We start from the raw sequence: 13,542 nt of genomic DNA, 5'->3' as shown, positions 1-13,542 counted from the left end.
GTACCGTAATTTTTACCGCCATCGACCGCACCTACGGCCGTGGCATGAAGCTCACGATCGCGCTGTTCCTGCTTGGAACTTCGACGGTGGCGATCGCCTTTATCCCCAGTTATGAGGATATCGGCGTCGCCTCCGCCTATTTTCTAGGCGCCTTGCGCATCGGTCAGGGTCTGGCGCTGGGCGGATCGTGGGACGGTCTCGCCTCTTTGCTCGCCTTGAACGCGCCCCAGAGACGGCGCGGCTACTACGCGATGATTCCACAGCTGGGCGCCCCGCTCGGCTTGATGGTCGCAAGCGCGTTGTTCGCCTACATCATCGCGCATCTGTCTGCCGAAGACTTCCTCGGCTGGGGCTGGCGATATCCGTTCTTCGTGGCCTTCGCCATCAACGTCGTGGCGCTGTTCGCCCGCCTGCGTATCGTGGTCACGCCGGAATATACAAAGCTGTTCGAGACGCGCGAGCTGCAGCCGCAGCCCATCCTGGAAACATTGCGTCACGGCGGACGAAACATCGTCATCGGCGCGTTCGCCCCGCTCGCCAGCTTCGCGTTGTTTCACATGGTGACCGTGTTCCCGCTGTCGTGGGTGTTTCTGTACACGCAGGAGGGTCCGGCACGCTTTCTGGTGATCGAGGCTATCGGCGCCGCATTCGGTGTCGCCGCCATCATCGCGTCCGGTTGGCTCGCCGATCGCGTCGGTCGTCGCACCCTGCTCGCCGGTACCGCAGCGGCCATCGCAGCGTACAGCGGCTTTGCTCCGCAATTGCTGGCCGCCGGTGAGTTCGGCGAACTGGTGTTCATGATCTCCGGCTTCCTGCTGCTCGGCCTCGCCTTCGGCCAGGCCTCGGGCGCGGTAGCCTCGAACTTCCAGCTGAACTACCGCTACACCAGCTCCGCCATCACGTCGGATCTCGCCTGGTTGTTCGGCGCCGGCTTCGCCCCCTGGGTTGCGCTCGAACTGTCCAGCCGCTTCGGCCTGGGCTTCGCGGGCGCCTATCTGCTGTCCGGCGCAGTCGGCACGCTCGTGGCGCTGTATATCAACAGGCAAATGGTGCAGGATCGCTGAATCACGGACTTCCGCTGCGTCGGAGACGTTCAATGGATCCAGCCAAGAAACTTCCTCGGACTGCCACCATAGTGGCGCCGGGACAGGGTCGCGTTTATCCGATGGGCAGGATGCGCGCGATCTTCAAGGCCGACGGCGACGAGACCGAGACGAAGTATTCGATTTCCGAGTGGTGGCTCGAGCCGAACACCACCGGTCCGGGAGCGCATGAGCATCCGGAAGATCACGTCTATTATGTGATCGACGGCGAACTGAGCGTGTGCTTCGATGGAGCGTGGTCGCAGGCCGAGCGCGGCTCATACATCCTGATCCCGGGCGGCACCTCCCACGATTTCCAGAATCGCAGCAGCGCGCGCGTGGGATTCATGAGCATCAATGTGCCCGGTGGCTTCGAAAGCCACCTGCCGTCGATCGTCGAGTGGTTTGCCGAGCATCCGCCCGGCGACGCCAATCCCTAGCAGCGGCAAATGACTCGATTCCGCCCCGCCTTACGGATGGCGGGCGCCGGCGGCAGGCCGTCATATAGATCGCCGCTCCTTTGCAGGCGCGTCTCGCCCAGGGTGGCAATCTTGAGTGATGTAATACTCGTCGTGGACGACGATGACAGCTTGCGTGCCAGCACGCTGCGCTTGCTGATCACTCGCGGCTACACCGCGTTTTCTGCCAGCAGCGCGGCCGGCGCACTTCAGCAGGCCACGGCGCTGACGCCGGATGTCATATTGATGGACTTGCACCTGCGCAACGGCAGCGGACTGGAAGCCGCCCGTGACATCAAGGAGAAGCAGTCGCTCGCGCACATCCCCATCATCGCGCTGACCGCAACGCCGCCGGAATGGGACGAGAAATTGCAGTTGTTCGCCGCGGTGCTGGTCAAGCCGTGCCCCACGGCGCAGATCCTCGACGCTATCGAGACCGTGCTGCGACGGTGAGCCGTCCCGTCATGGATTGGGCTGCTGGGCGGGTTGCCTCGGAAAGCGCTCGAACACCTGCCGGACGACTTCGTTGATGGCGGGCTCTGGATTGTTGCGCGCCTTGTCGTTGATGCGGCCAACCGCGATGCCCTCCCACACGAGGCGGCTCGTTGCGTTGTCCACGACATCCACATTGAGCGTTCCCTCAGTGTAGTTGTCCACGGTGGTGGAAACTCCAGCGCCCCAGCCGTACATGCCATAACGATAGCCATAGTAACCGCCGCCGGTCGGCATCTCGGTAACCTGCACCTTCTCCTTGGTCTGCACGTGGATGTTGACCAGCAGCTGTGGATTGTCGCTCTTTTTGAAGCCGCGCAGCTGCATCTCACGATCGATCGCCGCTTTGATATAGCGCGTCGCAAACGAGTCGTAAGCAGGCGCGCGCCCGGTCACCTCATCGAAGAAACCGTAGGTCTGATACTTCGAGAAGTCCGCCGCTGGATCGGTGTTGGAGCGAATGGTTGGCTTGCTGGCACACGCCGCCAGCAACGCCACGGCGATCATCACCCCGTATCTCACGATCGTCTTTACCGCGTTCATGGCCGACCCCGTTGCCCGTGTCGGGCATGATCGATTCGGGTACTGCGGCGAGCTATCAATTTATCGCATTCGCCGTCAGTGCCAGCCGCGCCTGCTCCTGATAACGCTGCGCCGAGGCGCGCACGTTGCCGTCTTTTATAGAAAATGGCGTCTGCGCTATGTACTGCAGGACCCGCGGCACGCCGAACTCCGCAATCAGCGGACGTAGCAGCATCGATCCACCCAGTTGCTGAACATCGCGATACGCGACATCGCCCGGACGCCAGTTGCGGGCACCCTGCTCCTGCAGGTTTTCCGGCCAGATCAGATCGATTCGATTGGAGTTGAAGAAGGGCTGCGCCTGACGACGCGACGCCTCGACGCCATAGACCAGCATCTCGCAGCCCAGCCGCTTCTCGATTTCCAGGGACGCGCAATCCTGGTTCGGCCAGGAGAGCCCCTTGCGATACGCGGCTTCCTGCAAGTGAGTCATCCACAGCGCATCGTCGATGAGCTCGATGATCGGCAGCAGCGCGCGAATCTCGGCGTTTTTATAGTAAGGCCAGTACGCCTTGGCCCAGGATTTCACCCCACGGGTGACCGAGCTGACCAGGCTGCGGCGGAAGATCAAGGTATGTCGCTCCGGATCGTAGGCCATCGGACCGTCGCGCGGATAGGTGTCATCGTCGCGACGGGCGAAGTCGACAATGATCTTCTCACCCGTCCCGTTCAGTATGGGCCCGAGCGCCAGATCGATGGCTGTCGCGCGCATTACGACGAGCTCGAAAAAGCGTCGCTCGGACTTGCTCGCCGGCGTCGACATCTCGAGCTTGTCCGAGGCGCTCGGCGCCGTACGTTGCGCGGGGCTCGCGGTCGCGATGGCAACGAGCAGCGTGACGATCAGCAGTCTCACAGCTGCTCCGCGACGCGGTTCGTGGTCACGACACAGTCGCAACTGTTACTGCGGGCGCGGCCACTCGCGCGCCCGAGCGTAATCGACGGCAGCTCGCCGAACAGGTCGAAGTAGTCCTTCGAGAACTGACTCAAGTGCCAGAAGCCCCATTGCAGAGCCAGCTGAGTGATCTTGCCGCTGGTATACGGCGACGAATACAACTCCCGGCGCACGCGGGACAATCGTGCGCAGCGAATATATGTGATGGGCGAGACGCCAAAGATTTCCCGGAAGCCATATTCCAGTGCCCTCGGGCTCGAGTAGCTGGCTTGACAGACACTGGCGAGCGTCAGAGGCCGATCCAGATGCTCATCGATGTATTGCCGCGCCCGGACCGCAGCCTGACATCGGGCGGTCGCAGCTGTCACAGCGACATCCTCGTCAGTCGCCTGGCGCAGCCATGCGTCACAAATGCCCAGTAGCGACCCTGCCGATGGGCCGCCCTGCGCTGCATCGATCACCCGTCGCGCACAGCTATCGAACGCTTCTATTCTGGATGCCGAGGCACGCAGGAAACGAATGCCCTGACCACCGAGTCCGCCGTCTCGATCGGGCATCGAGACGAACCACGCCGCATATCCCCGGTCGGTGCACGCGACCAATTGCGTCGGGCCGTGCGCGACGATGACCTGCCCGGGCCCGATGCTGGCCGTGCCGGCTCGCGCCCGTCCCCGAATCGGCACGACCATGAGCACTCTGCCGGCAGGAACATCGAGCCACTCGACCTTGTGACGATCCGCGCTCGCATGACCGACCGCCATTGGTTCGAACGCTGCGAACTCGCCGGATGAGCAGGCCATGCCGCGCTCCAGCTGCACGTAGTGCACGCTAATGAATGGAGCGAGCTGCTCAGCCGCCTCGTCCAGACCATGGGCATGAATGCGTGTCACGAGGCGGTCGCGGATCAGTAGCGATACTCGAAACCGAGCTTGAACTGATCGAAGTCCGGCGTGCTGGTGGCCTTGCTGTAGTCGAACCAATGTTTCTCGTAGGCCAGTCGCAGCGTGAAGCCGTTCGGGAAGTCCCAGCGTCCGCCGATACCGGCCTGATAGACGAAATCGTCGATGGACTTGGTGCTCTGATACGGCGTGCAGATGTAGCCCCACCAGGGATCCCACCAACAGCCCACCTGTACGCGGCTGTTGGGGATATTGGTATCGACCCAACTCCAGCCGATGCCCGCGTTCACGAAGGGCGTGAGGGGTCCCGGCAGGAAGTTGTAATTGGCCCAGATGCGTGGCGTGAACGCTTCCAGGTCGCCCGAGACGTCGGCGCTCAGATTGGGAGCCAGCCCGGACTGCAGCGTCGCATCGTAGTTGATGGACTGCCAGTCGAGCGCGAATGCCAGCTCGAAGTGCTCGTTGAAGCGATAGCCGAAAGTGAGCGCCACGCCCAGATCGTCGTTCAGACGAACCTTCGAGCCGCCCTCGACATTGATGTCCTTGCTGAGTTGATAAATGAGATCGACGCCCATGTCCCAGCCCGGGCCGCGGGGCTGACCTTGCGCATGCGCCACATTGAACAGACTCGCCACGCACAGACAAAGAACAGCCATCGTTTTCATGGGATCTCCGTTAGAAGCGCCACTCGCCCGTCAGCCACAGTGCGTATGGATCTTTGAAGTCTTCCAGATCGAAACGTTCGTATTCGATCTTGACGTTGAGGTGATCGATAAACGTGACACCGGCGCCGACGCCATACGTGAATGCGTCGCGGTTGGAGCTGGTATTGATGACATTGCCGTTGCCGGAGCCGACATTGTCGAAGTTGACGTGCAAGTTCACATCGTGCCAGTAATAACCGGCCTTGGCCGAGAGCTCGAAGATGGTGATCGGCAACGTGCCGATCACGTACGCGCCGAAGCCGGAGAGCTTCACCGAATAGTGGCCATCCGATCCCGCTGCATTGAAGGTGCCGCGCGGGTTGCCCAGATCGATGTAGTCGCCCTCGATCGCCAGCCATTTCATGAAACGGTAGCCGGCGAACACCTTCCACGCCGAGTTGTCGTCGGCCTTGATGTCGCCGATGACATCGGTGACACCCTGCGCGTTCTCGATCTTGACGTTGAACTGCCCCCAGCCCGCGCCAAGGTAGATGCCGGAATCATTGTCGTCCGCTGACGCCGTTGCCGAAAAGCACGCGGCGGCGAGCGCGATGCAGGCGTAACAGAAGGAACGCCAGAGCGATGTATCCACGATGGGCTCCCGGATTTCTGGCTTTCAGCGCGATCGGATGATGTTGCGTCCTGCCACTTGGCAGGCGAGTCCGTACGGCGGGCAACGCCCCAACCCCAGATCGAAAGTGGCGCAGCCGCCACCGCGGGAGCTGCCGGTGGCGCGCGTACATTCCTCACGGCCTCGCTTGAATATTCGTTCTAGCGAGGTGCGGCGAGCACGGGCTTCTCCGGCTGAATCACGAAGTGCGGCGTCATGATCTGCACCTGCGCCAGCGCGAACGAATCGAGGACATTCGCGTTCAACTCCGAGAGCACCGCGCCCCGCTGCTCGGCTCTCTCCAGAACAACGTGCAGGTAATACTGGACTGAGAAATCGCTCAACTCCCAGCGCAGCACTTCGGGAGCCGGCTCACGTCGCACGCCGGCCGTTTTCGCCGCTGCCTGCAACAGCAGCGCCTCGACCTGCTGCCACGGCACGTCATAGCCGATCTGCACTGAGATGTTGAGCACTGCGCCCTGTGCCTCTCCCAGACGCGAATAGTTGATGAGCTTGTCGGCGGTCATGACGGCGTTCGGCACCGTGACCTGCTCTCCATGTATGGTGAGGAGCTTGGTCACGAGCGCTCCCATCTCGGTGACATAGCCTTCGAGGTCGCCGAGCTTGATGTAGTCGCCGATGCGAAACGAACGCGAATACAGCAACACGACGCCGCTGATCCATTGATTCACCAAACCCGCCGATGCCAACGACGCGCCGAGGCCGAGCACGATGCTCATGCCCTGAAAGACGGGATTGTTCGACCAGGGCAGCAGCGCGTAGGCGACTGCGAGTCCCAGAATCCAGATGAGGCCGACCGCCATGCGCCGCGTCGCGCGGGCCTGCCCCTGTGCCAGCCACGAGACGGTGCGCGCGCCGTGCTCCACCTCAGCAATCAAGTGCCCGGCCCAGAGCGAAATGGTGCGGGTCATGAAGATCACAGCGGCGATCCCGATGATATTCGGCAACCACCGGAGCACTGTTGTCAGGCCATCCGCGAGTCGCCCTCGGATATAGCCACCCAGACGCTCAGCGAGCGGCTCGGTATACGGGAAAGCATGCAGCACGAAAATCACCAGTAGATAGGTAGCGAGGGCGATTGCGACCCACGCAAGCACTTGGAACGTGGCGCGCTCAACGGTCGCAAGCGTCGGCAGGATGTCGACGCCCCCGACAATCCACTGCCGCACGTGGAGCCGCCGATGGATCTGGCCGGCAGCCCATTCGCGGGCCATCAGAATCAATTTGATGACCGCGATGAATGCCAACAGCGCCAGCAAAGTCAGCCCGACGCCTCGCGCCACCACCAAGGGACGCTGTTGCTGCTCGTGTGCCTGCAATGCCTTACGCAGGCGATCCGCCGCACGCACCGCGGCCTGCTCGAGCGTCGTCGCAGCCTCGGCGTCGAGGTCGCCCTCGACCAAGCCGAAGGCGACATCCGGGCCCATGGTGACCACAATGCCTTTCACGTCGCCAATCGCGGTGGCACGCGTTGCAATCCGCCCGGCGGGCTGTATAGCGAGATGCTCCTCGATACGCTTGCGGGAATTTTGCACGCGCTGCTGCGGCGGCACGCCGTCGACGGTGGCTCGAAAAGTCACGATGGGCCTGTTCCACAACGACAGCGTCGCCGGTTCGGCGACGGGCGCCTCCTGCGCATGCACCAATGGTCCCACGCACGCGAGCAGCACGGCGATGATGAAGCTCCAGCGTGTCATTTCAGGTTTGCCTTCTCCCAGGCGCGTACCCGACGCCGCGCTTCATCGAACAACCGCTCATAGTTCCCCTTGCGCAGCTTCTCGCTAACCTGCGGTGTGAGTTGAGCGAACAGCGGCTGGTACATCTCATAGATCTTGAGATAGCTTTCCTGGTCGGTCGGCGCGACCTCATCGGTGCCGAACAGGAAGCGATCGGGAAATTCATTGATGGTCTGCGCGACGCGCCGGGTCGTCTCCGGGGTCGCCAGGATGTACTTCGCCGTCTCGATCCAGGAGATGTCGATGGACACGTGCGACGTGCCAGGCTCGTTCAATGCGCGCTTCAACAACTCCAGATGGTTCTCGATCGGTCGGACGATGCGACCGACGCCACCATGCGCCCAAATGATGTTGGTGCTTGGATGGCGGCGAAACAACGCCGAGAGTTGCTGCAGGTCGTACGGCTCCTGGTCCTTGCGCGGAAACGGCTTGTCGGCGTCGTTGTGAATGATGACGACCATCCCCGCCTCCGCAGCGAACGCCAGGATCCGGTCGAGCGCAGGATCGGTGAGAGACGGCACCTCACCGGCGATCTTCGAGGACACGAATTCCTTGTGGATCGTGAACTCGCCGATCCCCGTGAACACGCCCGGGAACGTTCTCAGCACCCGCTTGATGTGATCGACCGCGTACATGTCGGCCGGGTTGAAGCCGGTGATCATCGGATCGAAGCGCGCCCGATCGCGCTCGGGTAACGACAGGTACGCCATGGCGATGTAGGCGTCGGTGAACGAGTAGTAATAGAGCGGCGAATCGGTTTGCAGATAATAGGTCGGCGCAAAATCGCCAGAGTTTCGATATGACCAGGTCTGCTGCAGCGGAATACCGAACAACGCCACCCGCCCGACGCGGTCGCCCATGATTTGCAGGAACTTGCGGATGTCCGTCCCCTCCTGCACATAGTTGGTCAGATGAAAATGCGAGTCGTTGAGCTCGTAGCTCGACTGCGCAGCCTCGGCGGCGCAGCTCGCGACAGCCATCGAGGCAAACGCGGCAAGAACGACGAGTGGTCGCATGGCCTTCCTCTTTAGAACAGCAGCGAGGCGGCGACCGAGTAAGTCGGGCCAGTCTGGCCGCCGACATAGAAGCCGAACGTGCTGTTGACGGCGGATTTGTCCACGTAAATGATTTGCGCGTTGACGCGCAACTTCCGTGTGTGCGCAGGATAATAATTCGTACCGATGATGTACTCGTGCGCGTCGCCGAAGCCCGCGTCCTTGTCACCAAACACCCACGACGTTGCGCCATACAGCTCCAGCTTCTGCTTGATCGGAAAGAATGCGCCCTGCACATAGAAGCCGTCATCGACGATCTTGGTAACTGGCAGCGCGCCGTCGGCGGCGAAGTTGTCGAGCTGGCGCCAGTAGTACTCGGCCTGCAGGAACATCCCTTTGTACTTGATGCCCGCGTCGACCGAGACAGACTCCCAATCCGCCCTCTGCACGCTCACGCCCGGGGCGAGCGAGCCGGGGCTGAATAGCAGCAGACTGTCCGCCAACCGCACCTGTGTGTTGTCGGGTTCGTTGTTCTGCAGCGTCTGACTATTCTCGCGGCTGCGAATGCGTGAAAAGCCGAAGCGCGTGGCCAGCGTCTCGTGATATTCCCAGTCGCCGTAGGCGCCCAGGGGACCGAACTCGTGCGTGGTCGGCATCCACCACATGCCGACGCCCGTGCCGATATCGCGAGTCAGCTGACTGGCGGTGATGCCGAGCTGGCTCAGGTTGTTGGACAACGCAAGGTGGTACCACAGACCCGGCAGAATCTCACCGTTCGCCCACAGCGTGCCGGTGAAGCTGCCGCGAAAGTACTCATCCGCCATCACGCGATCGTTCGCCAACCATAACGGATGCGAGCCCATCACCGAGCGCGAGCCGCCCGGCGTGTTGATGCCACCGTACAAGTTGAACCATTTCGTGAACTGATAACCCAGGAAGCCATACAGCGTCGTCTGGTCCGTCGACATCACGGTCCACACCGTGATCTGGTAACGAAACTTGGGCGTATAGAACCAGCCCTTCAGATGAATCATGGCGCGATGAAACTGGATGTCCCGGCGCGTATCGATGTCGTGCTCGTTGCCCAGGTGATCGACGAAACTCTGCACGGCCGGACGCTGATCGATGTAGCGCACCAGTGCATACGCGCTCAGCGCAACTTGCCCCAACTGGTCCGAGTCGAACAGCACGATGCCCTGACCGGCCGTGTCGAGCGCGCCCCAGGTGGGCCGCTCATCGGCCAGCCTGGGGTCGGGCTGCAACAGCTTTTGCTGTGCTTCAATCGCGGGATCTGCGGTCGGCACATCGCTTTGTTCAGCCGTCGCGGTGCCGGCCAGGAGCAGCAAGGAGCACATCGTCCAGCGCCACATTCGAACCCAAAGCGACGGCACTGCGCCCATGCTCCCCCCGCTGGGCCTCACTTCGCCTTGGCCGACACCGGTGCATACGGATTGCCGTGCAGCGTGTTGGAGATATCTGTGATCGCCTTCTGCGCGCGCACGCTGTTGCCCGCCTCATCGAGTGGCGGCGACACGACCGCAATCCCAAACTTGCCGGGCGACACCGCGATGATGCCGCCGCCCACCCCGCTCTTGGCTGGCAGGCCGGTGCGATACAGCCACTTGCCCGAGTCATCGTAGAGTCCCGCCGTCGCCATCACGGCCAGCACTTCCGGCACGTTTTGCACCTTCATCACCTGCTTGCCCGTCACGGGATTCTTGCCGGCATTCGCCAGCGTCGCCGCCATCGTCCCCAGATCCTTCGCATTGACGGCGATCGCGCACTGCTCGGTATAGATATCCACTGCTTGCCCCGGATTGTCCTTGATGAACCCGTAGGCATACATCAGCGCGCCGATCGCCTGATTGCGCTGATTGCTGGCCGCCTCCGAATCGAACACTTCCTGATCGACGCGCAGCGGACGACCCGCGAACGCCGAGTGGAAGTCGAGGATGCTCTGCCACACCTCATCGCGCGAGCCGCCCTGAACCATGCTGGTCGCGGTGATCGCGCCGGGATTCACCAGCGGATTGATCTCCGGCCCTCCCAGCGCTTTCTCCGCGAACTCCACGGCAACGATCGAGTTGAAGCGCATCCCGGTCGCATCCACGCCGATGCGCTGGACGATGGCATCCGGTCCCTGCTGCTCCATGACCTTGGCCATGGTGAAAACTTTCGAGATCGATTGGATCGAGACCTCCGATTTCACGTCGCCGGCGGTGTGGATCTTGCCGTCGGTGGTCACCAGCGCGATGCCGAAGATCTTTGGATCGACGCGCGCCAGCGCGGGAATGTAATCGGCATTCTTGCCCTCCTTGATGTCTTTGTACTTCGCGTAGGCAGCGTCCAGTGCCGCCTGGATCTGATCGGACGTTTGCGCCCTCACTGGCGCCATGGCAAACACAGCCAGCAGTGAAATCAGCCCGATGAAACCACCGTTCCGGGAGCGCATTTCACTCTCCTCCAAACGTCATGCCGAAGCTGTACTTGAACGAGAACTGCACCCGCAGATCGTCCGAGGTGAAGCCGTCGCGGAAATTCTCGCGGCGGCCGTATTGAACCTCGGCGCCCCACAGGAACTTTTCCACGGGGTTGAACAGCAGGTTCACGAGCGCATAGTCGCCCCGCTTGAAGGCAGCGTCGGCCTGACCGTCGGTGTTGTGGATATCGACCATGGAATAACCGAGCGAGGTCGACATGGTGTCGGTCCAGTTGATGTCCAAGAAGGCAACAACACCGAGCACCGGCAGCACCTTGCCGAGAATCGGCCGGGTCGGATTGGAGAAGTTGTTGCTGATGCCGACGTCGGCCGGCGCATCGTTCATATAGTTCTCGATGCCCTCGCCGTACACGGCCTGCAGCCGCAAGGTGTTGTTGCCGAGCTTGATGTTCGAGCTCAAGTTGACGCCCCAGCCGGTTTGGTTGCCGGACAGATTGAATTGGTCGACCAGCTGATCCTGCCATTCGATATAGCGCACGATGCCCGCGATCTCGACGTAGCCCCAGCCGCGGCCGAGCCGGAACTCGCCGGACAGATCCGGATAGGGAAAATGCGGTGCAATGTTTTGCAGCTCGATGCGGTCGGCGTACCTGCCCTGATCGGCCGACGCACCGGGGCGCTCGAGCGCGAATGTCAGCCGTGTATCGCCCTTGATCGGCATCCAGCGCATCTGGACATTGCGGAAGAACACCATGCCGTTGGGTCCCCAGTATTCGAGCGAATTGGGGAACACGTCGATGTCCATGAACGGGCTCCACGTCTGGCCGGCACCGAATTGGCCCAGCTCGCCGTAGGCATGCCGCAAACGCAACGTGGTCTGTCCGGCATCGACGCCGGTGCCGAACAATTCCCACTCGAACAGCGTCTTCAACTCGCCGAGCCCGGTCGGCGTGCTGCTTTTGACGCCGAAACGGGTCTGACGCACGCTGGCGTACCAGTTCTGATCCGCGCCGAACTCATCCTTGAATGCGGGCAGCTTGGTCGGCCGTACCACATCGAACCAGTTGGGATCGTTCTGCTTGGACTGGTAGCCGTTGTCGAGCATGACGAAGCCGTAGATATCCAGGGTGGACCCCGCCGCTTCGCCTTCCTCCTCGCCAAGCGCCACGCTCGCAAAGAACAGGCTCGCGATTCCGAGCAGCAACGTTCGCATACCACCGTCTCCTGCATCGCCCCTGCACTAGCATCGACAGTCGCGTCGCGATGACGCCGCATCACGAATATACAAACTAGTCAGGTCTGTGAGATGCCGACACTGGCGCTTGGTGAAATCCGACGTTCCCTCTGTCACATCTGAAGTTGCAGGCGCGTCTGGAAGAACTGAGTGTTTCCTTGCAGCCCGAAACGATCCAGCACGCCAAAACCATAAACAAATTCGAGCCGCACATTGTCGGAGAGGTGCCAGTTGACCATGGGCGTGATGCGTCGAAACCGGCCGCCGCGAATCGAGCCTTCATCGAGATCGGCGTAGGAATATCGCAGCACCAGCTCCCATGCGCCGGGGCCACCCTCGAACACCGTGCGCGCCGGCGAGACTGCTTGAAACAAAGCAGCGCGAGCGTAATAGGGACGCGTCTCCCCGGTCAGCAGCCAGGCCGCGAACACCTCACCGCCATGTAACAGCGGATCGCCGGATGCCGGCGCCGACACCTTGTTGAAGTAATATTCCATCCCGAACACCCACGGCCCATCGCGGTAGTACGACTCGACGCCGTACATATTCTGGTGCTTGGCAGCGAAGATGCCGGTATCGATCGCGTAGGATTGCGCGGGGAACGATTCTGGCTTGGAACGGAAGCGGAAGGTGCCGTCGTCGGATTCGCCGTAGCGATACTCCAATGCCAGGTGCAGCAGACGTGGCGACTCCTGGCCGCCGCCCAAGGGCAGCCACACGCCGCGCGCCGCGAACTGTTTGTCGTTCCGGTTGAACGACTCGTTCTCGGAACGAGTGTCCTTGAACCAGCCCAGGTTGTAAACGAATTTGCCGCTGGCGCCGACGCCGCTCCATTTCACGCCGTCGGCGAGAATGGGCAGGAACGCGTCGTTCGCGGCCGAGCGCTCGTTCACCCAACCGTGATAGCCGACCATTGCCTTGTTGGTCGAGAACCCTTCCTTGGTGCGGCCGACGAACAGGTCGCCGCCGAACTCCGGAATATCGAGCATCAAGCCCGTCTGCCGGAAGCGCCACGATTTGGCGGCGGCATCGTACATGTAACCGACTGTGTAGCTGAGTCGTGGCAGCTTTGGAAACTTGCCTTTGAGCAGCAGCCGAAAGTCGCGCACCATGCCGGTCGGCCGCAACGTCATCTGCTCTTTGCTGTCGCAGGTCCTGCGAGTACGCAAAAACGTAGTCGTAAGAAGAAAAAACCCGCCACCCAGGCGCGCGGTGAAATAAGGCCCCTCGTATTCATTCCACGAGACCAGCTGACGGCGTGGCCCAGGACCATCCGCCTCGGCAGCTTCGAGAGTGTCGTACGTCTGCGCTGCTCGTTCTGACTCCTCTGCGGCCGCGCCGTCTGTCACGGCCATCAGTAACAGGCATGATGCCCAGCGAGCGCGGACTCGCATATT

Annotated in this window: 14 protein-coding genes; 3 read left to right on the top strand and 11 right to left on the bottom strand. The window is 61.8% G+C overall.

Features of this window, described 5'->3' with window-relative positions; translation table 11 throughout:
* The 3 genes from D0550_RS21315 to D0550_RS21305 all read left to right on the top strand — a co-directional run.
* A partial coding sequence (locus D0550_RS21315; RefSeq protein WP_116811210.1) for an MFS transporter occupies positions 1-1,064 on the top strand: 1,064 nt, incomplete at its 5' end.
* 32 nt (positions 1,065-1,096) lie between these two features.
* A complete protein-coding gene (locus D0550_RS21310; protein ID WP_206606451.1) occupies positions 1,097-1,522 on the top strand; it encodes a cupin domain-containing protein in 426 nt (141 codons plus the stop codon).
* Positions 1,523-1,633: 111 nt separating this feature from the next.
* A complete protein-coding gene (locus tag D0550_RS21305; protein WP_161965966.1) occupies positions 1,634-1,993 on the top strand; it encodes a response regulator in 360 nt (119 codons plus the stop codon).
* 9 nt (positions 1,994-2,002) lie between these two features.
* On the opposite strand, the gene D0550_RS21300 is transcribed toward D0550_RS21305, so the two are convergent.
* The 11 genes from D0550_RS21300 to D0550_RS21250 form a co-directional block, all read right to left on the bottom strand.
* Positions 2,003-2,575 (bottom strand): DUF4136 domain-containing protein, encoded by a 573-nt coding sequence (locus D0550_RS21300; protein ID WP_116811200.1) that lies wholly within the window; start codon positions 2,573-2,575, stop codon positions 2,003-2,005.
* A 55-nt stretch (positions 2,576-2,630) separates the two neighbouring features.
* The gene (locus tag D0550_RS21295; protein ID WP_116811199.1) at positions 2,631-3,467 is read right to left on the bottom strand and encodes a hypothetical protein; all 837 of its coding nucleotides are present in this window, start codon (positions 3,465-3,467) and stop codon (positions 2,631-2,633) included.
* The gene (locus D0550_RS21290; protein WP_116811198.1) at positions 3,464-4,396 is read right to left on the bottom strand and encodes a helix-turn-helix domain-containing protein; all 933 of its coding nucleotides are present in this window, start codon (positions 4,394-4,396) and stop codon (positions 3,464-3,466) included. The genes D0550_RS21295 and D0550_RS21290 overlap by 4 nt, the downstream gene beginning before the upstream one ends.
* A gap of 14 nt (positions 4,397-4,410) precedes the next feature.
* Positions 4,411-5,070: an outer membrane protein gene (locus D0550_RS21285; RefSeq protein WP_116811197.1), complete on the bottom strand. Its 660-nt coding sequence runs from the start codon at positions 5,068-5,070 to the stop codon at positions 4,411-4,413.
* 10 nt (positions 5,071-5,080) lie between these two features.
* A complete protein-coding gene (locus D0550_RS21280; protein WP_161965965.1) occupies positions 5,081-5,701 on the bottom strand; it encodes a porin family protein in 621 nt (206 codons plus the stop codon).
* Between the two features lie 179 nt (positions 5,702-5,880).
* Positions 5,881-7,437 (bottom strand): mechanosensitive ion channel family protein, encoded by a 1,557-nt coding sequence (locus D0550_RS21275; protein WP_116811195.1) that lies wholly within the window; start codon positions 7,435-7,437, stop codon positions 5,881-5,883.
* Entirely contained in the window at positions 7,434-8,492 is a 1,059-nt protein-coding gene (locus D0550_RS21270) for an amidohydrolase family protein (protein WP_206606450.1), read from the bottom strand. The genes D0550_RS21275 and D0550_RS21270 overlap by 4 nt, the downstream gene beginning before the upstream one ends.
* Before the next feature lie 11 nt (positions 8,493-8,503).
* Positions 8,504-9,817, bottom strand: a complete 1,314-nt coding sequence (locus tag D0550_RS21265) for a hypothetical protein (protein WP_161965964.1) — start codon at positions 9,815-9,817, stop codon at positions 8,504-8,506.
* Between the two features lie 71 nt (positions 9,818-9,888).
* Positions 9,889-10,923, bottom strand: a complete 1,035-nt coding sequence (glsA, locus tag D0550_RS21260) for a glutaminase A (RefSeq protein WP_116811192.1) — start codon at positions 10,921-10,923, stop codon at positions 9,889-9,891.
* A gap of 1 nt (position 10,924) precedes the next feature.
* Entirely contained in the window at positions 10,925-12,124 is a 1,200-nt protein-coding gene (locus D0550_RS21255) for a DcaP family trimeric outer membrane transporter (protein ID WP_116811191.1), read from the bottom strand.
* 134 nt (positions 12,125-12,258) lie between these two features.
* On the bottom strand, positions 12,259-13,500 hold the full coding sequence (locus D0550_RS21250; RefSeq protein ID WP_161965963.1) for an OprO/OprP family phosphate-selective porin: 1,242 nt from the start codon (positions 13,498-13,500) through the stop codon (positions 12,259-12,261).
* Between the last annotated feature and the right edge of the window lie 42 nt (positions 13,501-13,542).

This window comes from Steroidobacter cummioxidans (assembly GCF_003104955.1).
Note: the sequence above shows the minus strand (reverse complement) of the source record. Positions and strands in the feature narration are given on the sequence as shown.